General features: G+C 70.5%; 20 protein-coding genes. 8 read left to right on the top strand and 12 right to left on the bottom strand.

What is annotated here, in order from left to right:
- Positions 1-96: 96 nt before the first annotated feature.
- Positions 97-1,437, bottom strand: a complete 1,341-nt coding sequence (locus ACFYQ6_RS05235; protein WP_388760674.1) for an SGNH/GDSL hydrolase family protein — start codon at positions 1,435-1,437, stop codon at positions 97-99.
- 329 nt (positions 1,438-1,766) lie between these two features.
- Complete coding sequence (locus tag ACFYQ6_RS05230) at positions 1,767-3,446, bottom strand: cellulase family glycosylhydrolase (RefSeq protein ID WP_388760671.1); 1,680 nt, start codon at positions 3,444-3,446, stop codon at positions 1,767-1,769.
- Positions 3,447-3,742: 296 nt separating this feature from the next.
- Here ACFYQ6_RS05230 and ACFYQ6_RS05225 point away from each other — a divergent pair, with 296 nt between their 5' ends.
- Complete coding sequence (locus tag ACFYQ6_RS05225) at positions 3,743-4,111, top strand: YrdB family protein (RefSeq protein WP_388760668.1); 369 nt, start codon at positions 3,743-3,745, stop codon at positions 4,109-4,111.
- 65 nt (positions 4,112-4,176) lie between these two features.
- On the opposite strand, the gene ACFYQ6_RS05220 is transcribed toward ACFYQ6_RS05225, so the two are convergent.
- Complete coding sequence (locus tag ACFYQ6_RS05220; RefSeq protein WP_388760665.1) at positions 4,177-4,857, bottom strand: hypothetical protein; 681 nt, start codon at positions 4,855-4,857, stop codon at positions 4,177-4,179.
- 315 nt (positions 4,858-5,172) lie between these two features.
- Between ACFYQ6_RS05220 and aac(3) the strand changes: the two genes are divergently transcribed.
- A complete protein-coding gene (aac(3), locus tag ACFYQ6_RS05215) occupies positions 5,173-6,042 on the top strand; it encodes an aminoglycoside 3-N-acetyltransferase (protein ID WP_388760662.1) in 870 nt (289 codons plus the stop codon).
- 183 nt (positions 6,043-6,225) lie between these two features.
- Here aac(3) and ACFYQ6_RS05210 read toward each other — a convergent pair whose 3' ends face one another.
- Complete coding sequence (locus ACFYQ6_RS05210) at positions 6,226-7,092, bottom strand: GyrI-like domain-containing protein (protein ID WP_388760658.1); 867 nt, start codon at positions 7,090-7,092, stop codon at positions 6,226-6,228.
- A 396-nt stretch (positions 7,093-7,488) separates the two neighbouring features.
- On the opposite strand from ACFYQ6_RS05210, the gene ACFYQ6_RS05205 reads away from it, so the two are divergent.
- The gene (locus ACFYQ6_RS05205; RefSeq protein WP_388760655.1) at positions 7,489-8,577 is read left to right on the top strand and encodes a tyrosine-protein phosphatase; all 1,089 of its coding nucleotides are present in this window, start codon (positions 7,489-7,491) and stop codon (positions 8,575-8,577) included.
- A gap of 224 nt (positions 8,578-8,801) precedes the next feature.
- Here ACFYQ6_RS05205 and ACFYQ6_RS05200 read toward each other — a convergent pair whose 3' ends face one another.
- Complete coding sequence (locus ACFYQ6_RS05200; protein WP_145801301.1) at positions 8,802-9,029, bottom strand: hypothetical protein; 228 nt, start codon at positions 9,027-9,029, stop codon at positions 8,802-8,804.
- A gap of 303 nt (positions 9,030-9,332) precedes the next feature.
- On the opposite strand from ACFYQ6_RS05200, the gene ACFYQ6_RS05195 reads away from it, so the two are divergent.
- On the top strand, positions 9,333-9,887 hold the full coding sequence (locus ACFYQ6_RS05195; RefSeq protein ID WP_361571934.1) for a peptidoglycan DD-metalloendopeptidase family protein: 555 nt from the start codon (positions 9,333-9,335) through the stop codon (positions 9,885-9,887).
- A gap of 50 nt (positions 9,888-9,937) precedes the next feature.
- Here the strand turns inward: ACFYQ6_RS05195 and ACFYQ6_RS05190 are convergent, their stop codons facing one another.
- Positions 9,938-11,197: a MarR family transcriptional regulator gene (locus ACFYQ6_RS05190; protein ID WP_388760650.1), complete on the bottom strand. Its 1,260-nt coding sequence runs from the start codon at positions 11,195-11,197 to the stop codon at positions 9,938-9,940.
- A 508-nt stretch (positions 11,198-11,705) separates the two neighbouring features.
- Here ACFYQ6_RS05190 and ACFYQ6_RS05185 point away from each other — a divergent pair.
- The gene (locus ACFYQ6_RS05185) at positions 11,706-12,170 is read left to right on the top strand and encodes a hypothetical protein (RefSeq protein WP_361571929.1); all 465 of its coding nucleotides are present in this window, start codon (positions 11,706-11,708) and stop codon (positions 12,168-12,170) included.
- Between the two features lie 108 nt (positions 12,171-12,278).
- On the opposite strand, the gene ACFYQ6_RS05180 is transcribed toward ACFYQ6_RS05185, so the two are convergent.
- The 4 genes from ACFYQ6_RS05180 to ACFYQ6_RS05165 all read right to left on the bottom strand — a co-directional run bounded on the left by ACFYQ6_RS05180 (position 12,279) and on the right by ACFYQ6_RS05165 (position 16,053).
- Positions 12,279-14,489: a HelD family protein gene (locus tag ACFYQ6_RS05180; protein ID WP_388760953.1), complete on the bottom strand. Its 2,211-nt coding sequence runs from the start codon at positions 14,487-14,489 to the stop codon at positions 12,279-12,281.
- Between the two features lie 179 nt (positions 14,490-14,668).
- Complete coding sequence (locus ACFYQ6_RS05175) at positions 14,669-14,986, bottom strand: hypothetical protein (protein WP_361571926.1); 318 nt, start codon at positions 14,984-14,986, stop codon at positions 14,669-14,671.
- Positions 14,987-15,033: 47 nt separating this feature from the next.
- Positions 15,034-15,471 (bottom strand): hypothetical protein, encoded by a 438-nt coding sequence (locus ACFYQ6_RS05170; RefSeq protein ID WP_388760646.1) that lies wholly within the window; start codon positions 15,469-15,471, stop codon positions 15,034-15,036.
- A 150-nt stretch (positions 15,472-15,621) separates the two neighbouring features.
- The gene (locus ACFYQ6_RS05165) at positions 15,622-16,053 is read right to left on the bottom strand and encodes an ATP-binding protein (RefSeq protein ID WP_388760643.1); all 432 of its coding nucleotides are present in this window, start codon (positions 16,051-16,053) and stop codon (positions 15,622-15,624) included.
- 173 nt (positions 16,054-16,226) lie between these two features.
- Here ACFYQ6_RS05165 and ACFYQ6_RS05160 point away from each other — a divergent pair, with 173 nt between their 5' ends.
- The 3 genes from ACFYQ6_RS05160 to ACFYQ6_RS05150 are packed head-to-tail and all read left to right on the top strand — an operon-like array spanning position 16,227 to position 17,980.
- Positions 16,227-17,084: a helix-turn-helix domain-containing protein gene (locus ACFYQ6_RS05160; protein WP_388760640.1), complete on the top strand. Its 858-nt coding sequence runs from the start codon at positions 16,227-16,229 to the stop codon at positions 17,082-17,084.
- Complete coding sequence (locus ACFYQ6_RS05155; RefSeq protein WP_388760637.1) at positions 17,081-17,275, top strand: DUF397 domain-containing protein; 195 nt, start codon at positions 17,081-17,083, stop codon at positions 17,273-17,275. The genes ACFYQ6_RS05160 and ACFYQ6_RS05155 overlap by 4 nt, the downstream gene beginning before the upstream one ends.
- Before the next feature lie 39 nt (positions 17,276-17,314).
- On the top strand, positions 17,315-17,980 hold the full coding sequence (locus ACFYQ6_RS05150) for a hypothetical protein (protein WP_388760634.1): 666 nt from the start codon (positions 17,315-17,317) through the stop codon (positions 17,978-17,980).
- Positions 17,981-18,137: 157 nt separating this feature from the next.
- Here ACFYQ6_RS05150 and ACFYQ6_RS05145 read toward each other — a convergent pair whose 3' ends face one another.
- Positions 18,138-18,947, bottom strand: coding sequence for a DUF6551 family protein (locus ACFYQ6_RS05145; protein WP_388760631.1), 810 nt, complete (start codon positions 18,945-18,947; stop codon positions 18,138-18,140).
- Between the two features lie 127 nt (positions 18,948-19,074).
- Complete coding sequence (locus tag ACFYQ6_RS05140) at positions 19,075-19,527, bottom strand: HNH endonuclease (protein ID WP_388760950.1); 453 nt, start codon at positions 19,525-19,527, stop codon at positions 19,075-19,077.
- Positions 19,528-19,576: the final 49 nt, after the last annotated feature.

Here is a 19,576-nt window from a genome sequence, read left to right as displayed (position 1 = left end):
CACGGGCGGGGCGACGTCACAGCACCTGCATCGGCGTGCGGCCCCAGGTTGTGCCTGTGTCGACGTACGGGCCCCCGGGGTACGGCAGTCAGGCCGTCAGTTGTAGCCGAAGCCCCGGGGGAGCGGGGTCTGGCGGAACAGCCGGGTGGGGACCGCGTCGGCCAGTGCCTGGTAGCCGGCGGGGTTGAGGTGGAGGTGGTCGCCGGTGTCCAGGGAGGCCAGGAGCTGCCGGGGCGCCTGCGGGTCGCGGACGGTCCGGTCGAAGTCGATCACGCTGTCGAAGCGCCCGCTCGTGCGGATCCAGGTGTTGACCGTCTGCCGGGCCTGCTCGCGGTGGCCCTCCGGGTCGTCGTAGCCGGTGTTGCCGCCCATCGGCGTCAGCGTCGCCCCGTACACGCGGATGCCGTGGGTGTGGGCCCGGGTGACGATCTGCTCGTACGCCGCGATCACGTCGGCCGCGACCTGCCGCTGGGCGGCCGCGGTGGCCTCGGCCGTACCGATGTCGTTGATGCCCTCGAAGACGAGCAGCCAGTCCACGCCGCTCTGGGCCAGGACGTCACGGTCGATGCGGGCCAGGCCGTTGGGGCCCAGACCGTCGTTGAGCAGCCGGTTCCCGCCGGCCGCCTGGTTGACCAGCGCCGTCTTCGACGTGGCCGCCCCGGCTTCCAGGCGCTTCAGCAGGAGGTCGGGCCAGCGGTTGTTCATGTTCGTCGTCGAGCCCCGGCCGTCGGTGAGCGAGTCGCCGAGGACGACGGCCGCCGAGGTGGTGCTCCTGGACCAGACCTCGACGCCGCTGAGGAAGTACCAGTGGTCGGTCGGAGTCGCCCCGGGCAGGTCGGCGTCGGTCACGTGCTCCCCGGCGCGCAGGTACGAGGTCGTACGGGAGCCGGGGTGCGAGGTGATCGAGGTGGAGGCCTGACCGGTCGCCAGGTACACCGTCGCCGTCAGGTTCGAACCCGGCGCCAGCGTGAAGTCCAGCGGATCGGACACCGCCTGCGCGCCCACCGGGACCGAGACCGAGGAGCGGCCCTGGAAGGTCACCGGGCGGGTGGTCCCCGGGGTGATCGCGCTGGTGCCCGCCTTGCCGTCCAGCGGCAGCGCGACGGAGACCTTGGTGATCGGCAGCGCGGTGCCTCCGAAAGCGTTCGAGAAGCGCAGCCGGATGTGCTCGCCGCCCGCCGAGACGTGGACCGTCTGCCGCAGCGTGGCGTCCGTGAGCACGGAGCCGTCCTGGGTGAACGGTGCCGGGGGCATGTTGCCCGGCTCCGTCAGCTGCGGCATGGACGTCCAGGTGCTCACCCAGCGGGCGTTGCGCTCGTCCGGCGCCGGTGAGCTGCCCGGACCGTGCCCGTCCCCGGCGCCGAGTGCGGGGGACACCACGGCGGCGGTCAGTACCGCGGCGGCGAACAGGCTGAGGATCGACGATCTGCGGATCACGGTGGTGCTCCCTCTGGCTGGGTGGGGGAAGCAGAGTGAATCCATGGATGTGGACGGCGTCTTCACTGACGTCCGGGGATTCGAGCGGCAGGCTAGCCGCTCCGATAATTTTCGGTCAATGCTCCGAAAGCTTCGAAAACTTTCGAGGTGTCACGCCCCTGGGGCGTGCCCAGCGAGGTGGGGCGCAGCCGGTGGCCGAGGCCGGCGGGGGAGGCCGGGCGGCGCGGGAGGGTGTGGCCGAGGTTCACGGGCGAGGTAAGGCCGCGCAGGAGGGTGTGGCCGAGGCCGACGGGGGTGGTGCCCCCGCCGGCCGGAGGGCCGGGCCCGGATCAGGCCGTGGTGCAGGCGTTGCCGCTGAGCGTGAAGGCGGTCGGGGCGGTGTTGGTGCTGCCCGTGGTGCCGGTGAAGCCGACCGTGACGGAGCCGTTCGCGGCGATCGCGGCGGTGTATCCGGCGGGGGCGACGCTGACCTTGGAGCCGGTCTGCGTGGGCGTCCCGCCCCACATGTTGGAGATGGTCTGGCCGTTGGCGAAGGAGAAGCCGAGGTTCCAGCCGTTGATGGCGGTGGTGCCGGTGTTGCGGATGGTGATCTCACCCTGGAAGCCGTTGGGCCACTGGCCGACCACCTTGTAGCCGACGGAGCAGCCGACGCCCGGCGTGGGGCCGCTCGCGTCGGTGGTGACGCGTACCGTCGCCGAACGCGTCGAGCGGTTGCCCGCGGCGTCCCGGGCGTAGACGGCGAAGTCGTACGCCGTCTGGGCGGTGAGCCCGGTCACGGTGACGGTGTTGCCGGTCGACGAGGCCGCGGCGGTCTCGGCGCCGCCGCTGACGCGGACCACGTCGTACCCCGCGATGGCAACGTTGTCGGTGGACGCGGGCCATGTCAGGGTGGCGGAGGTGGCCGTCACCGCCGATGCGGTCGGGGTGCCGGGGGCGGTCGGTGCCTGGGTGTCGCCCGGCTCACCGTCGCCGAAGACGGTGGCCTCCTTCGACGTCTGGGCGATGCCGTTGGCGCCGTGGAAGATGCGCTCGCCCCAGGAGCTCAGGCGGCTCGGGTCGAAGTCGATCGCCAGGTCGAGGATCGGGTCGGTGTTGCCGCTCCAGGACCATGCCAGGTATCCGAGGTCCAGCTGCTCGGCCGCGGCCATCATGGTGTCCTCGTCCGGGTCGCCCCACTGGTCGGCGGGGCCACCGAACTCACCGATGAGAAGGGGGAGTCCGGCGTTCACGAAGGCGTTCAGGTAGTCCGTGACGGCCTGCGCGGTGTTGTAGACGCTGTACATGTGGATCGAGAAGATCAGGTTGCCCGTGGTGTCGGCGTCGTACACGGCTTGGGCGTTGGCGCGCATGACGCCCTGCCAGTCCTGACCCCAGTTGGGGGCGTCGACCATGATCGTGTGGGCGAAGCCGGCGCCGCGCAGCTTCTGCACCGCGGCGGTCGTGGGGGCGGTCCAGCCGGCGGGGTCGGTGTTCCCCCAGGGCTCGTTGCCGATGTTGATGATGACGTAGTCCTCTTCGCCCGCGAGGACGTCCTTGAGGCTGATCCAGTAGTCGGTCGCGTGGTCGAGTGTTCCCGCCGCGGCGTCCTCGCCGTAACCGGTGGTGTCGTGCACCTCCAGTACGCAGATCAGGCGGTTGGCCTTGCAGTCGTCGACGATGCCCGCGACCTCGTCGGGGCCGTTCCTCGTCCACCGGTGGCCGTCGGAGAGGACGACGCGGACGGTGTTGGCGCCGAAGGCCTTGATGTCGGCCAGCGACTGCGTCTCGCCCGGGTACCAGGTGTGGGCGTGGTTGACGCCGCGCATGACGAAGTCGTTGCCGTTGGCCTCCAGGAGGCGGCCGTCACTGATGTGCAGGCCGGTGGCGGCGGCCCGCGCCGGCTCGGTCTCGGCGGCCTGCGCCGCCGCCGGGCCGAGCGCGCCCAGCAGGGTGATGCCGAGAAGGGCGGCCAGGCTCTTCATCAACACCGTCAAGGGGCTTTTTCGCGCCGTACTCGTTGCTGTTCTCACTGCGACTCCAGAAAGGGTGAGCGCCGGATGAACCGAACATCGAACACTTGCAACACGTCGAACATCGGACGGCTCGCACATCGGGGAGGAGGTGGGAGCGCTCCCATAAAGCCAGCTCGGCAGGAGCACGTCAAGACATCGGGCCTCTCTCGTTGCAGCCTCGCGTGATTCGCGGCGGACGTGTCCGAGGGGGACCGGGCCGAAGACGACTGTTCAACTGCCTGCGATCGCAGGCCCGGTGAGGAGAACGTCTGTTTCAATGACGCTCCGCGCGCTCGACGAAGGATGGCCGCTCGATGACGCTTCCCACCCCGTTGCACATGCTCAACGAGGGACTGGCCTTCCTCCTGGAGGTCGCGGCCCTCGGGCTCCTCGCCTGGTGGGGGTGGCGGAGCGGGGGCGACATCGCGCTGCGGATCGTCCTCGCCGTGGCCGCGCCTGCGGTGGCGGCCGTCCTGTGGGGGATGTTCGCCGCCCCGAAGGCCCGGACCCCCCTGCCGACGGCGGGCGTTCTGGCCGTGAAGGCGCTCGTGTTCGGTGCTGCCGTGGCTGCGCTGTACGCCCTGGGCCACGGGGAGGTGGCCGCCGTCTTCGCCGTCGTGGTCGCGGGCAACACCGCCCTCGCCACCCTGGACCGCAAGGCCCTGATGCACCGGAGGGCCTGACCGGCGCCGGCCGTCCGCCGGGCCCCGCGCCACGCGGGCGCGGGGCCCGGCCGCCGGTCCGTCCGTCAGGCCTTGCTGGTGCAGATCGCGTCGTACGGGCGGCCGGGGCTCGGGAAGAGCTCGATCGGGTTGTCCGCCTCCGCCGGGCACTCCTCGGCCGTCTTGGTCAGGGCGAGCACCTTGTTCCCGCCGCCGGTCGCGCAGGCCACTTCCTTCGCCTGGTCGTCCACGCAGTCACCCACCACGAGCTGCCCGCCGCCCGCACCCGCGTCACCGGGGTGGTCGCCGGAGAGGTTGCGGCCGCAGATCGTCTTGCTGGGGATGCCGCTGGTGGCCGCGTTCCCGCCGAAGGACACCTTCACCGAGATGATCTCGTCCGTGCCCGCCGGGCACTCCACGGCGCCGGCGAAGATCTCCCCGTCCTTGACCGCGAGCGCCTTGATCGTCGCCTTGGGGTCGTCGCAGTCGAGCCCCTGGAAGCCGTCCTTCGACTGGCTGGTGTCGGGGCCCGCGCAGTCGCCGACCTTCCAGTCCCTCGACTTCTGACTGCCGTTCCCCGAGGACGAGGCACCGCCGTCCTCCGACGACAGGCAGGCCGTGGTGGTTCCGAGCAGGAGCGTGAGCATCAGCGCGGGCTTCACGCAGTCCAGAAGTACCTTGCGGGCGCCGCGTCCCGACGGGGAGGCGGGCGAAATAGCGCTCCCTGGGCGGCTGTTCCGGGTTCGCGTACTGCCGTCGGCGGTCATGCTGCTCCTTGGAAACCTGGCGTGTCCCACGCGGCACTCGCTGTGACCCGCGCGGCTGTCCGGCCGTGAGGACGGCCGGACGGCGGGCGGCGGTTCCCGGGTGCGACGAGTGCCTCGGCTTCGTTCCGAGGACGAGTGCCTCGGCCGTCGGGCATCGAGGACGAGTGCCGCGGCTTCAGGCATCGAGGACGAGTGCCTCGGCTTCGGGCAGCGAGTTGCGACAGAGGGCAGCCGAGTTGCAACAGAGGGCAGCCCAGGCCCCCGGAAGTGCCCGTCGGCCGTGCGGGAGGCGCGGGGGAGGTACCGTCGGGCCCCATGGCAGACCCGACCCCGGAAGAGACCCTGCTCGCCCGTGCGGACGGCCCCGTCACCCGGGCCCGGCTGGTCCGCGATCTGACCGCGCTCGGCCTCCGCGAGGGCGACGTCGTGATGTTCCATACGCGGATGTCCGCCATCGGTTACGTGGCCGGCGGCGCCCCAACCCTCGTCGGCGCCCTGCGCGAGACCGTGGGGGAGCGCGGCACCCTCATGGTGACCTGCGGGTGGAACGACGCCCCGCCGTACGACTTCACGAGCTGGCCCCAGCCCTGGCAGGACGCGGTGTGGGCCGAACATCCGGCGTACGACCCGGTGGTCAGCGAGGCCGACCACGACAACGGCCGTCTCCCCGAGGCGCTGCGCCGTTGGCCGGGGGCCGTCCGCAGCAGGCACCCCGACGTGAGCTTCGCCGCGCTCGGGCCGGCGGCCGAGGAACTGACCGCCGACCATCCGTGGGACGACCCGCACGGCCCCGGCAGCCCGCTCGCCCGACTGGTCGCCCTGGGCGGCCGGGTCCTGATGCTGGGCGCCCCGCTGGAGACACTCACCCTTCTGCACCACGCGGAAGCGCTCGCCGACGCGCCGGACAAGCTGTTCGTGGAGTACGAACAGCCGGTCCTGATCGACGGCCGGCGTGTCTGGCGCCGCTTCCGCGACATCGACTCCTCCGGCGGGGCCTTCGACTACTCCGCCCACACGCCGGAGGGCCAGGACCCCTTCGAGACGATCGTCCGGGACATGTTGGCCGCCGGAATCGGCAGGCGGGGCCTGGTCGGAGCCGCCGACAGCCATCTCTTCGAGGCCGGCGAGGTACTGGACTTCGGCCTGGCCTGGATCGAGGAGAAGCTGGGCGGCGCTGCCCGTTGACGGAGCCCGCCCCCGGGCCCGTCAGCGGACCGCGCCCCCGTCAGCGGACCGCGCCCCCGGGCCCGTCAGCGGACCGCGCCCCCGGGCCCGTCAGCGGACCGCGCCCCCGGGCTCGACAGCGGTCCGCACCTCCCGGCCCGCCTCCGCTCCGGAGCGGCCCTGTCCGGCCCGCCGCGGGCGGGCTCAGGTGGCTGACCGCTCCACCGGGATCCACAGCTCGGCGTCCGCCTCCTTGCCGTCCTCGGACACCCGCACGCTCAGGATCTCCGGGCCCGGCCTGCTCGCGTACGGGTTCGACGGGAACCACTGCGTGAACACGTCCCGCCACAGGTACTGGAGCGCCTGCGGGAACTGCCCGGAGTGCTCGAAGACGGCCCAGGTGCCCGCCGGTACGGCGAGTGAGTCCAGGTCCTCGGGCACTTCCGCGCCCGTCACCACCCCGTGGTAGTAGTCGAGTTCGGTGCCCTCCGCCCGGCTAGGGTCGAGCTGGTCGCTGACGCCGACGATCCCCGCAGGCTCCTGGTCCGCCAAGGCGCTGATGCGACGCAGCGTGTCCGGCGCGATGCCCCGGATGAAGTCGGCGATCGCCGGATTGAGCCCTTCGTGCACGAGCGGTACGCGCACCTTCTTCCCGGCCACGTGGAAGGCGTCCTTCTCCACGATCCTGTATCGCATGCTGCTGTTCCCTTCGACGATGAGGCGGAAGGACATCCGTGGCTGGGAGTGCAGGGACGCACCGGTCCGCCGGGCCTCGCCCGGCCCCACGCCGTGCATGGCGCGGAACGCCCGGGCGAAGGCCTCGCCCGAGCCGTAGCCGTAGCGCGTGGCGATGTCGAGCAGTGTCCGCTCGCCGGCGAGCACCTCGGCGCCCGCCACGGTGAGCCGCCTGCGCCGGATGTACTCCGACAGCGGCAGGCCCGCCAGCGCGGAGAACATCCGCCGGAAGTGGTACTCCGACGTCGCCGCGATCCGCGCGAGACCGGCCACGTCGATCGGCTGGTCGAGGTGGGACTCGATGTGCTCCATGGCCTGGTTCAGCCGCTCCAGCATCCCGGACTCCTTCCCTTTCGCTTCCTCACGTTAGGAAGGACCCACCTTGCCGGACCCGACTTCCTGTGCCCGATGCGGTGGGGTGGGTGCGGGCCGTGGGTGCAGGCCCCCTGCCACCGGCCGGCCCCACATCCCCAGGCTCGTTGCCACCGCCCACCGCCTACCGGAGCGGACTGGTCAGGGCGCGTCCGTACGAGGGCGGTTGAGGCGGGACCCGGCGCGCACCAAGGCTCACGGCGTGCGCGCACCGGGAGCCCAGGCTCAGGGAGCGCGCGGCGCGCTGCCAGGCTCACGGAGTGCGCGGGGCGCACCGAGACTCGCGGAGTTCTGCTCGGTTTGTGCCCCCGTTCACCACCCGTTACGACGGGAATCGTCAAGCCCGCTGACGATCCATGCATGACACACATAGCTCGCGCCAAGGCCTCCTCCTGCGTCCTGGCCGCCGCTCTCCTCGTCGGGATCACCGCCCCGGTGGCCTCCGCGCACAGCGCCCCCGCTTTCGCTTCGCCGTCGCGGGAATCGCACGCACGCATCCCGTTCACGCAGGCGAAGGTCACCGCGCTCGACGACGGCTCCTACACGGTCGAGTGGAAGGCGCCCGGCACGCACCGCGTCGCCGTCAAGGCCGGCGGGCGTACGGTCGCCTCGGGCGGGGCGACGGGCAAGGTCACCGTGCGCGGGCTGCCCGCCGCCGATCGCCAGTGGTTCGACCTGGTGCCCGAGCGCGGTGGCTCCCTGCACCTCGCCGACCGGCTGATCGCACTCGAAGGCAGCGTCAACTTCCGTGACGCGGGCGGCTACCGCACCACGGACGGCCACTGGGTGAAGATGGGCGAGATCTACCGCTCCGACGCGCTCGACAAGCTCACCACCGCGGACCTCGCGAAGCTGCGCCGGCTCTCGATCCGTACGGTCTACGACCTGCGCACGGAGTCCGAGCGCTCCGCCGCTCCCGACCGCGTACCGGCCGGAGGCACGCACGTCGTGGCCGACGTCCTGGCGGGCTCGCCGGCCTTCACCGCCATGCCGACGACCCCCGAGGAGGGCGTCGCGATGATGGTTGAGGGCGAGAAGTTCATGGTCAGCGGCGACACCGCCAAGGCCGCCTACCGCACGGTCTTCAGCGGCATCACGGACGACTCCGCCCACGCCGTCGTCTTCCACTGCACGGCGGGCAAGGACCGCACGGGCTGGGCCGGCGCGGCTCTGCTCACCACGCTCGGCGTGCCGCGCTCGACCGTCATGCAGGACTACCTCGCCTCCAACGACTACCGCGCGGAGGCCAACGCCGCGGCGCTCGCCTCCATGCCGGCCGCGCAGGCCGCCGTCTACAAGCCGCTGCTGGACGTGCGCGCCGAGTACCTCAACTCCGGTTTCGACGAGGTGGGCGAGGAGTTCGGCTCGTTCGGCGCGTACGGGAAGAAGGCGCTCGGCCTGGACGCCAAGGACGTACGCGAACTGAAGCGAGACCTGCTGGTGGGCTGACCCCTGCCGCCGTGCCGATGGGCTGACCCTGTGCCGGTGGGTCGAGCCGTGCCGATGGGCTCACCCGTTGCCGGTGCGGGCGAGCCGTGCCGGTGGGCCGACCCGTGCCGGCGGGCCGGCCTCCGCTGCCGCGTTCGGCGCCCCGCACGCACGGAGCCGGCCGGGGGATCGCCTCGAGTCAGGGGGACTCGGGGGGACACCCGGCCGGCTCCGTCCGTGCGTTCTCAGCCCAGCAGGACGTCGTCGTCACCGAGACGCTTGAGCTCGCGGTAGAGGACCGCGAGACCGGTGACGATCTTGGCCGTGGAGACGAGGGCGTCGATCGCACGGAGGGTGTCGTTCTCCTCCCGGGCGAGCTTGGCCTCCTTCACGACGGCCAGCGCGCCGAAAGCGGTGGTGCCGAGAGACAGGTACAGCCTGGACCTGGACTTCTTCTTGCTTGTTGCACTCATGGATACGGGCCTCCTCGGACTGCGGGTGCCCCGCTTTCCGGGAAGGTCACCTCCGTTCTGTTCGGCGTGGCCGGAATCCCCTCCCGCGTCGAGGCGTGAAGTCGGCCAGGTCCTGTCATGGGTCCGGGGGTCCCGAAGGACTGCCGGCCGGTGTCCACGGGTACGACCGGCGGGCCGATGGCAGGGACCGGACAGAGGCCCCGAGGGCCCTTGTCCGCCAGGTCGGCAGCGCCGGAAGCTTGCCTTCCTCCGCCCCGTCGGGACGCGGAGTCGGGTCCTCGTGGAAGACGGACGGAGACGCACATGGGCGGAACGAAAAGGGTTCTGCGCCGCATCGCGGTGGGCGCCAGCGCGCTGCTGACTGCGGTGGGCATCACGATGGTGGGGGCGTCACCGGCCGCTGCCGTGGACTACTACTACGAGCTGCCGTACCCGGCGGGCGAGGCGTACACCGTCACCCAGGGGCCGGAGGGGACGTACTCGCACACCGGCCCCTACAACGAGTACGCCTGGGACTTCGGGCTCCCCGCCAACTACGAGGTGTCCGCCGCGCAGGCGGGGACGATCGTCTACTCGAACTGGTCGCCATACTGGCAGAACGGCATCGAGGTCCTCATCCGGCACTCGAACGGGCTGTGCACCCACTACGCGCACCTCAACCAGTCGTTCTACGAGCCGGGCGACTGGGTCCCGCAGGGCCGGATCGTCGGCTACACGGGCAGCACCGGTGCCTCCACCGCGCCGCATCTGCACTTCCAGGTGATCAACTGCAACACCCGCGTGGGCGTGCCCGCCACCCTGCAGGGCTGGACGCCGTGGACCGGGACCCGGCCGGTCAGTGTGAACAACTACGCCTGACCCCGGGCGTGTGACCGCAGTCCCCGCCAGGTGCGGGGACTGCGGTGTGTTCAGGGCGACTTGAGCAGGTCCCGGAGCCCGGCGGCGAGCGCGCGGACGTCCGGCGCCCCGGGCGGGGCCGTGGCCGCGTCCTCGGCCCCGGTGCCCTCCGGGGACGTCCGGCAGGGGCGGCAGAGACCGTCGGGGAGCGCCTCCGGGCGCCCCGGCGCCCCGCACTTGGCGCACTCCAGCATCACGCGGTGCACGGGCGCACCCGGCGGGGGCGGCGACGGAACGGCGGGCACGTGCGGCGGGATCTTGTCGGTGAGCCTGCGGCGTACGAACCCGACGGGGGAGTCGACCCGGGGCGGGAGCCCGGCGGTGAGCGCCTGGGTGAGGTAGTCCGCGTCCACGCCGCGCGCGAACCATTGGGCGGCCCGGGCCTCCAGCACCGCGCAGTCGGCGGCGGACAGGGTCAGCCGGGAGTCGACGCGGCCGAGCTGGGCCAGTGCCAGGTAGGCGGGGGAGGGTTCCGCCGGGATGCGCTGCTGGGGCAGGGCGCGAGGTGCGGGCGGAGCGACGGGCTCGGACGACGAGGGGCCGGGGCGTACGGGTGGCGTCGCAGCCTCCATGGGCACCGGGGCCAGGGCCGTGAGTACCTCGGGGGCACCGGGGGCATCGTGGGTCTCTGCGGGCGCCTCTGCGGGAGCCGGGGCCGGCCCCGGGGCTTCGCTACGGGCCGGTGCGGGTCCTGCCGCCGCGACCGGCGACGACGCGGCTACGGGAGCCGCCACCGGAGCCGGGGTCGGGGCGGCCACGGGAGCCGTCGCCGGAGCCGTGGGCGGGGCGGCTGCGGGAGCCGTCGCCGGAGCCGGGGTCGGGGCGGCTACGCGAGCCGGAGCCGAGGGCCGGGCGGCTACGGGAGCCGTCGCCGGGGTGACCTCGATCGCTGCCCACCACTCGTTGTCGCGGGCGGTGCGTGACCAGAACGTCCGCGAGACCCAGCGGACCTGCCCCAGCTCGCCGACGAGGCACCGTACGCGGCGCAGATGCCCCGCCGTGGCCAGGGCCCTCAGTGCCGAGCCGACGGCCTGCTGGCCGTACAAGGGCAGTTGCTTGGCGAGGCTCTTGACGTCCATCGACGCGCCGTCGGGCAGCCGGTCGATGAACCCGGCGATGTACCGCTCGCGGACGGGCAGCAGCGCGAAGTCGTCTGCACGGCTCGGGAGTTGGCCCGGCATGGAGCGCTTGCCGTATCCGGGCTTGGCCATCGGGTACGGGCGCGAGGATGCGGGTGCGCGCACGGCGGAGCTAGGGTGCTGGATAGCCACGGGATCGCTCTTTCGATCTTGCGGTCAGACCCCGTCCGGTGCGTCCAACACCGTGTCGGGGTCGTTTGGTTCTCGCACCGTAGGCAGCCGCAACGCTCCGCCGCAAGTCGGTCACGATTAGTCATACTTGCTGGCCGTGACGGGGCAGGGGAGGTCAGGGAGGTTTTCCCTGACCCCCTTTCTTTCCCCACCGGTCAAAAGCATCGCTCGAATCCCGGCCCTCGAATCCCGGCCCCCGGATCCCGAAGCTCGGGCTTCGGCCGGAGGGGGCGATTCCGGTCGCTCGAAGGTGTGAATCGGCCGGACCGGAGTTCGGATCCCGAGGCTCGGGTTTCGCTCCCCGAACTCCGAGCGCCGGGGCCGTCAGTCACTTCCGTCACGGTGCCATGGATAAAAGGAACCGAATGCTGACTTTGTCACAGCAGCGCAACCGCCCCGCACGTCCGCTCGGTCACTGCCGATCCGTCGATACGGTTCCGGAAATCACCGGCCCAACGGGAGGACATTCATGGGGCTCAAGCGTGCAGGCCGATTCGCAACCGTCGGCGCACTGGTCGCCGGGACGCTCGGCGCGGCGATCGTGCTCACCCCGGCATCGGCGTCCGCGGACAGCGCGTGGGAGTGCTACGGCACCCAGGTCAAGCGCTGCGCCACCGTCTGGTGGGACGAGACCACCGACACCTACCAGGCGCGGGCGAAGATCACTGACGCCGCCGGTGGCGGCAACTTCTCGGTCAAGGTCACCAATGTGAAGCTTCAGCGCTTCAACGGAAGCGGCTGGGTGACCGTGAAGTCCAAGCAGGACTACGACGGCTGGTTCGCGACCACGGACTCGGCGGCCACCGCCAAGATCGACCCGTGCAAGTGGCCGACGAACAGCTTCGGCGTCGTCGCGACGTTCAGCTGGAAGGGCGCGTCCTCCGGCGAGAAGACCTGGCGCCCCGACATGGGCTGGGCCCACGCCTGCAACTGATCCGCCGGCCGTGTCCGCCCCGCACCGGGTCGACCGTGCGGGGCGGATCCGTTCTCAGGGTGCGACCGGTGCGGGGCGGGTCCGTTCCCCCGGGTCCTCACGCACCGCTCAGCGCAGCGACTCCGGCAGCTCCTCACGGTGCACGATGCCCAGCCGCTGCGTCGCGCGGGTCAGCGCCACGTACAGGTCACTCGTCCCGAACCGGCCGGGCTCCACGACCAGCACGTGGTCGAACTCCAGCCCCTTCGCCTCGCGCGGGCCGAGCAGCACCACGGCACGCGTGAGGTCGGGTTCTGCGCCCACCGTGACCCCGTCGAGCCGGCCCGCGATCTCCTCGTGCAGCTCACGCGGCGCGATGACGGCGAGCCGCCCCTCCTCGGGCGTCAGCTCCGCGACGGCCCGCTCGACCGCGCCCGCCAGATCCGGACCGGAATCCCGCGTCCACGGCTCCTCACCGGTGGACCGCACCGACCCCGGCGGCTCGAACGACGGGTCCTGCGCCCGCAGGACCCTGGCCGCCAGCTCCATGATCTCGGCGGGCGTACGGTAGTTGACCCCCAGCCGCACATGCTCGAAACGGTCGCCGACATACGGCTCCAGGATCCGGTCCCACGAGCCGACGCCCGCCTCCTCCGAGGTCTGCGCAGGATCCCCGACCAGGGTCAGCGAGCGGGTCGGCGACCGGCGCATCAGCAGCCGCCACGCCATCGGTGACAGCTCCTGCGCCTCGTCGACGATGATGTGGCCGAAGGCCCAGGTCCGGTCGGCGGCGGCCCGCTCGGCCGCGCTGCGGTGATCGGCCTCCTCCTGCCGCTCGGCCATCCGCTCGGCGTCGATGATGTCGTGCGCCGCCAGGACCTCGGACTCCTCGTCCTCGAACTCGTACGACTCCGAGCCCCGCGACAGCTCCAGGACGCCCTGCGCGTAGGCGACCCGCTCCTGGCGCTCGGCCTCGGCCGCGGCCCGCGCCGCGCTGTCGTCGGAACCCAGCAGTTCCGCGGCCTCGTCGAGGAGCGGCACGTCGGCGGGAGTCCACTCGCCCTCACCGGGGGCGCGCCGGATGGCCTCGGCGTCCTCGTCCTCCACGTACACCGGCTCCGCCAGATAGTCGGCGAGGAACCCCTCCGGGGTGAGCAGCGGCCACAGCTCCCCGACGGCCGCGTGCACCTCCTCGCTGGCGGCGACGCCCTTGCCGAGCTGGGCGATGTCGTCAGGGCCCAGGAAGTTCGGGCCGCCGTACGGGTCCGCGCCGATGCGTTCGGTGAGCTGCGCGGTGAGCGCGTCGATCACCTGGAACGTGAAGTACGGACGGGCGAGGTTGTGCGGCAGCCGGGTCTCGCGTGCCGCCTGCCGGGCCTCGTAGGCGATCTCCCAGTCCAGGACGAGGTCCCCGTCGTCGTGCGGGATCACCATGGGGGCGCCGGGCTCGGGCAGTCCCTGCCGGTCGCGCACCGCGAGGGCGAGGGCCTCGGCCATGCCCGCACCGCCCTTGACGGCCTGCGCGCGGGGGGTGTCGGTGCCCCGGGCGTGGACGCCGGGGAACAGCTCGGCCTGCGTCGCCAGCATCACCCCGGTCTCACCGAGGGCGGGCAGCACCTCGCCGATGTACCGCAGGAAGGCCGGATTGGGGCCCACGACCAGCACCGCGCGCTTGGCCAGCAGCTCCCGGTGCTCGTACAGCAGGAAGGCCGCCCGGTGCAGCGCGACCGCCGTCTTGCCCGTACCGGGTCCGCCCTCCACGACCAGCACTCCGCGGTGCGGGGCACGGATGATGCGGTCCTGTTCCGCCTGGATGGTCCGCACGATGTCGCCCATGCGGCCGGTGCGGGCCGAACCCAGCGCGGCGAGCAGCACCGCGTCCCCGCTCGGGTCCTCGAAACCGGTGCGCTCGCTGTCCCCCAGATCGAGGATCTCGTCGTGCAGCTCGGTGACCGCACGGCCTTCGGTGGTGAGGTGTCTGCGCCGGCGCAGACCCATGGGCGTATGACCGGTGGCGAGATAGAAGGGCCGCGCGACCGGCGCACGCCAGTCGATCAGCAGGGGCGTGTGCTCGGTGTCGTCCTCACGAATTCCTATACGGCCGATATGGTGCGCGGCGCCGTCGGAGAGATCGATACGGCCGAAACACAGGGAACCGTCCACCGCGTTCAGGGCAGCCAGCAGCCCGGCCCGCTCCGCGACGAGCACATCGCGCTCGTGCCGCGCCTGCAGACCGTTCCCCACCGGCGTCAACGCGTCCTCGACACCCTCGGCGGCGATTCCGCGCAGGGCATCGACCCGGTCGTACAGCCGGTCGATGAATTGCTGCTCCTTCTGCAATTCGACGTCTTCGCGAGTTGACAAAATCGCTCCCTGGCGGATATGGTGATTCTTGTTGGCCCCCGGTGAGGGGCCTTTTTCTATGGGCGCACAGAACCATCCAATATACGTGAACTAATCCCCGCCCCGCAATTGTCGAGCAGGTCCGCAGGGGATGTGCCGTCAAACCCGGAGCGGCATTACGAGACGTCGACCGGCAACCCCGCCACGAACGCCGCAAGGCCGGTCGCCTCGGGCGGCGCCTCCTGGCGCAGGAAACGCCGGTAGTGCTCGCCGACACGACGGCGCAGGTCCGTCTCGGCCGGTTCGTCACCCGTCAGTTCGAGCGTGACCCGATGCGGCTCACCCGTCATGCGCAGCGGTCTGGCCAGGGCGTCGAACCCACAGGCGTACTCGTCGGGCATCTCCCACCACGCCTCGGCGGACGCTCGGTCCTTGAGGACGTACATGTACAGGTCGTCGTCGAAGAGGATCACGGGACCGATGGGCGCAGGCATGCGGGGAGTATGGCGCACCCCCGCAGGCAGCGAACGGGTGTCCGCCCTCAGGTGCGCTTCTGCATGCAGCTGTCGAGATGGGAGATCAGGTCGTCCACCGGGCCCAGGTCCTCGCTCTTGTCGGTGAGCAGGGTGTGACCGCCGTACTGCAAGCGGTACTCGAAGCGGTCGCTGGAGCTCTCGGAGATGCTGCGCGAGGGAAGACCGCCGAAGTCCACCGCTTCGACAAGGGTGCTGAGCTCTTCGGACTCGGCCGGCGTCAACGCGTCCGCCGGCTCGCGGGCACCCCCGCGGCGGGTGAGGAAGACCTCCCCGCCAGGGCTGACGTCGATGCCGCGCTCGACCCCCGCGATACCGCCGCTGACTCTGAGGCTCACGGCTCTGACGGCGTCTCCCGACACCTGACCGGCCCCGGACGAGCCGCAGCCGGTCAGCAGGAGCGAGCCGACGAGCAGGGCGAACAGCACCCTCGGGCGCATGGTCATCTCCGTCTCCCCCCAGATCGGCTACAGGGTACAGACGACCGCGAGAGCCGGGAAGCGCCCGACGGACCGTACTGGGCCTGCCCAGTTGGCATGCACGGCCAGGGCAGCTCCGCGTTGGCGTTCAGGCCCAGGACAGCTCCGCGTCTGCGTTCAGGCCCAGGGCAGCTCCGCCCAGACCGTCTTGCCCGGACCCACTCGGTCGCGGACACCCCAACGGGTGGCGAGAGCGTCGACGAGGACCAGCCCGCGCCCGCGTTCCGCATCGGCAGCCGGCGTGACGAGGGCCGGCCGGGCGGGGTGGGTGTCGGACACCTCGACGCGGATGACGCCCTGGACATCGTCAGGGCGGAGGAGCAGCGCGAAGTCCCGGCCGGGGACGCGGCCGTGCAGCACGGCGTTCGCGGCGAACTCCGCCACCACGAGCGTGACCGCCTCGTGGCCGTCCGTCCCACGGGGCCGCCCCCACTCGACGAGCTGAAGCGCGGCGAGAAGCCGCGCGAGACGCGCACCGCGCCGGGTGGCGGAGAAACGCTGGACGAACACCCGCGCGGGGGCGGGGGAATGACTGCGAAGGACTGGCATGCGCCTCAGCCTCGCCGGGGTGAGGGGCCGGCGGCAGGCACGGCACCCATACAGATCGACTTGTACTGGTGCACGCACTGGACTGGGAGGGTCACGATGCGTGACCATCGGTGTGGCGCACGGTACGGCACGGGTGGGCCCGGAGGCTCACCACAGGGGAGAGGCGGCCGTGAATGGCCATGGACCACGGCGGCGTCAGGGCCGGTGCGAACTGCGGCGAGCCGGAGCTGTCCGACAGCCTCAAGACGTTCGGCGCGGTGCTGAAGGCACTCCGAGACGAAGCCCGCCTCACACAGGAGCAGTTCGCGCCCCGGGTTCAGTACTCGGCGGCGTACATCGCCAAGATCGAACAGGGCAAACGATTCCCGCCGAGAGACCTGCTGGACCGCTCGGAGGAGGTACTGGGGGCGACGGCGGCACGGGTACTGGCGGCGGCGGCGAGCAGCCTGACGCGAAAGGTGGGGCTGGCGTCGTGGTTCTTGCAGTGGGCGGCGATCGAGGAGGACGCGATCTCGCTGTACGCCTACGAGTGCCGGGCGATCCCGGGGCTGTTGCAGCCCGAGGCGTACATCCGCGCAATCTTCGAGCGACGCCTGCCGCCCCTGTCCGGCGAGCAGATCGAGCACCAGGTGACCGCACGACTGGAGCGTCAGCAACTCCTGACCGCAAAGCCGAACACCGCGTACAGCTTCATCATCGAACAGGCGCTCTTGGAACGTCGCATGGGCGGCCCCGAAGTTACCCGGCAACTGCTGGACCACCTACTGGATCAGGGCGGGCGACGGAACGTCGAGATCCAGGTGATGCCGCTGTGCCAGTACGACCACGCGGGCATCGACGGTCTGATGTACCTCGCCGAGACCCAGCAGCACGAGTGGGTCGGATACTCGGAGGGGCAGCAGTCGAGCATTCTCATCACGTCACCGAAAGACGTGAGCGCCATGCTCCAGCGCTATGGCAAGCTGCGCTCGCAGGCCCTCGGCCGCGAAGCCACAGTAAGCCTGCTGGAGCAGATGCGAGGAGCACTATGAGCACCACAGAGCCGGCGTGGTTCAAGAGCAGCTACAGCGGCAGCTCCGGCGACAACTGCGTCGAGATCGCGGTGAGCGCCGAGAGCGTGTGGGTGCGGGACTCCAAGGACACGCAGAGGCAGGCGCTGACGGTCTCCCCCGAGGCCTGGTCCGCGTTCACGGTGCTTGTTGCTGAGGGTCTTCGCCGCTGAGCCGTTGGTGTGTCACAGGCGGCTGCCACACTGCACGCCATGATCGATGACGCGTTCGAGCACATACAGGACGACGCCGACTGGGGTTTCTACCTGGAGATGGTCAAGGGCGTAAGTATCGCCGAACTGGCGGCGATGCTGGGGGCCGATCCCGCCCTGGGGGTCATGTCGCCCGATGCGTTCAACGCCGCATTGCACCGGACCAGCGACGTCCCTGACTACGCGAGGCTGGGCGAGTACGCCGGCTGGGCGTTCGCCTTGCGCGCGGGCAGCGACGGCTTCTATGCGCAACGCCCCGAATCCTTGCGGCACCTGTGGGAAGGCCGCACGTGGCTGATCGTCCAGGACACGACGATGGACCCGCCGACTGCGGACGTCATCGTTGACGGGAAACTGGACTGGAGTTACTACGAGGGCGAGGTGCACGAGTCGATCCGCGAGGACCATCCGCTCACTCAGCGGATGATCGCCGAGGTCGCACTCGGTACCGCTGACCCGGACCCCGACTTCCCCGACGAACCGGACGAGTGGGGGCTGCACATCCCCGACATCCGTGACGTGTACCGCCTGATGGGCGAGCACTACGGCCTGCGACTGCCCGCCGGCACGATCAAGGCCACCAACCTGGCCGGGGTGTTCACCTCCCCACGCGTGTACGCCAGCGGAGAGCCGAACACTCGGTACCAGAACATCAACGTGTCCTGACCGTGAGGGCGGGCAGGCCGTTCGACGCGCCGACGGCGCCTCCCCGCACCCGCGACCAACCACGGATCCGAAACGGCCCGCCTAGTCCTCCGACGGGCCGTCACGAAGGGACCGACGCCAAGTTGCGATAGGGCTCCGAAGCCCCCGCTCTCTACACCTACGCGTCGATGCGGTTCTCTGTACGCCTACCCTTGTTCCACTCGGTCACGATGAGGGTGTAGCAAGTGCTGACCCTGGAGCCAGTGCCACTGTGGCGCGTGCCTCCTGCGGATGCCAGGGCGGTGATGTTCGCGCGCCAGCGGAAGGCGGGGTCCTTTTTGCCGATCTTGGAGGCGAGCGCACCATCCTCGATCTCGTCACCGTGACGTCCCAGGAACATCCCAATTCCGCCGAGCAGCATGCCGTCCCAAGTCTCCTTCGTGCGCCCCCAAGCGTCCTCCGCCACCTTGAGCGTCCTCTCGAGCACCTGGGGCCCGTAGAGGTCAGTGATGCGTAGAACACCGGCGACCGCGCCCACCGTATTGGTGCCTGTGGAGCCCATCGTCAAACCGCGTGCTTGCAGAGCGGACTCAGTGTCGACGAACAGTGGCAGGCCAGCGGTCAGGCCGATCCTGTACTCGTCGAGGGGGGTGGGTTTGCTCGATTCCCTGTTCTTGATCAGGAAAAGGACCGCTTCCTCCTGCTGGTCGAGCCCGTGATGGACCTCAGCCACCAACTCGGCTATGCCTGTCAGCTTGGAGGCGTGCCAGCGGTGCATGCCGTCGACGATGTAGCGCAGACCGTCCGAGCGTTGAGACACCACGATTGTGCCGAGTGCCTCCGGGACGAGGTTGTTTGCCATGCTCCGCGCTCGCGGCTCGTTCAGAGTCCGCTGAGCCTTGTCGTCGATCATCAGTTCATCGACGGGAATTGAAACGCCATGCTCAACGCGGTGCTGCGGGAGCGTGTAGGCATACTTCTTGGCCATGTTTCGCACCTCTCGACGCTGCCTTCAGGAGGATGGCTTCATGCCGGAGGGGATGCAGCGTCTCCATGAATACTACACATCTGGTTGCCACTGGGACTGCAGTGACGGCCCGTCAACCAAGCGTGTTTTAAACGGCGTTACAAGGTAGGCGAGGGTGACCGGCCATCATCGAACGCAAGGTGTCAGGCGTGCGCCAGGTCGAACCCAGGTAAGTCCTGTGGCACATCCTGTGACAGTTGGCGCAGACGAAAGCGAGGTCTCGGAGCAGAGTCTCGCGTGGGCCCGAGATGTGCAGGGGCTGTACGTGGTGTACCTCGATGTAGTCCTGACCGATAGGGCCGTAGAGGTCTGCGAAGTGAAAACTGCAGACCTCGCACTGGATTCGGCGCCCAAGGCGGCTTGCCTCCGCGATCTTTCGTCTGCGGAGAGAAGGGTTTCGCTCGCGAAAGAGTGCCCAGCGTGCGAGAAGTCTTCCTTCACGGGCCGCGTACCCGTCGGTGTCAACCTCATCGGGCTGAGGCGGGATCTTGATCAGTTCGCCTGAGCTGATTCCATTCTCGATCGCCACTGCCGCCTCCATCATCTCGCTCCTGCGCGTGACGAAGGCTTCCGCGACCAACGCGGTGAGG

It is taken from the genome of Streptomyces sp. NPDC005494, assembly GCF_042872025.1.
Taxonomy (GTDB): domain Bacteria; phylum Actinomycetota; class Actinomycetes; order Streptomycetales; family Streptomycetaceae; genus Streptomyces.
Note: the sequence above shows the minus strand (reverse complement) of the source record. Positions and strands in the feature narration are given on the sequence as shown.

What these genes read in the sequence shown, in the direction of transcription:
- ACFYQ6_RS05225 (WP_388760668.1), top strand. Translation starts at nt 3,743, where the DNA reads ATGACGCTTCCCACCCCGTTGCACATGCTCAACGAGGGACTGGCCTTC.
- ACFYQ6_RS05220 (WP_388760665.1), bottom strand. Translation starts at nt 4,857, where the DNA reads ATGACCGCCGACGGCAGTACGCGAACCCGGAACAGCCGCCCAGGGAGC.
- ACFYQ6_RS05210 (WP_388760658.1), bottom strand. Translation starts at nt 7,092, where the DNA reads ATGCTGGAGCGGCTGAACCAGGCCATGGAGCACATCGAGTCCCACCTC.
- ACFYQ6_RS05205 (WP_388760655.1), top strand. Translation starts at nt 7,489, where the DNA reads ATGACACACATAGCTCGCGCCAAGGCCTCCTCCTGCGTCCTGGCCGCC.
- ACFYQ6_RS05200 (WP_145801301.1), bottom strand. Translation starts at nt 9,029, where the DNA reads ATGAGTGCAACAAGCAAGAAGAAGTCCAGGTCCAGGCTGTACCTGTCT.
- ACFYQ6_RS05195 (WP_361571934.1), top strand. Translation starts at nt 9,333, where the DNA reads ATGGGCGGAACGAAAAGGGTTCTGCGCCGCATCGCGGTGGGCGCCAGC.
- ACFYQ6_RS05185 (WP_361571929.1), top strand. Translation starts at nt 11,706, where the DNA reads ATGGGGCTCAAGCGTGCAGGCCGATTCGCAACCGTCGGCGCACTGGTC.
- ACFYQ6_RS05175 (WP_361571926.1), bottom strand. Translation starts at nt 14,986, where the DNA reads ATGCCTGCGCCCATCGGTCCCGTGATCCTCTTCGACGACGACCTGTAC.
- ACFYQ6_RS05170 (WP_388760646.1), bottom strand. Translation starts at nt 15,471, where the DNA reads ATGACCATGCGCCCGAGGGTGCTGTTCGCCCTGCTCGTCGGCTCGCTC.
- ACFYQ6_RS05165 (WP_388760643.1), bottom strand. Translation starts at nt 16,053, where the DNA reads ATGCCAGTCCTTCGCAGTCATTCCCCCGCCCCCGCGCGGGTGTTCGTC.
- ACFYQ6_RS05160 (WP_388760640.1), top strand. Translation starts at nt 16,227, where the DNA reads ATGGCCATGGACCACGGCGGCGTCAGGGCCGGTGCGAACTGCGGCGAG.
- ACFYQ6_RS05155 (WP_388760637.1), top strand. Translation starts at nt 17,081, where the DNA reads ATGAGCACCACAGAGCCGGCGTGGTTCAAGAGCAGCTACAGCGGCAGC.
- ACFYQ6_RS05150 (WP_388760634.1), top strand. Translation starts at nt 17,315, where the DNA reads ATGATCGATGACGCGTTCGAGCACATACAGGACGACGCCGACTGGGGT.
- ACFYQ6_RS05145 (WP_388760631.1), bottom strand. Translation starts at nt 18,947, where the DNA reads ATGGCCAAGAAGTATGCCTACACGCTCCCGCAGCACCGCGTTGAGCAT.
- ACFYQ6_RS05140 (WP_388760950.1), bottom strand. Translation starts at nt 19,527, where the DNA reads ATGGAGGCGGCAGTGGCGATCGAGAATGGAATCAGCTCAGGCGAACTG.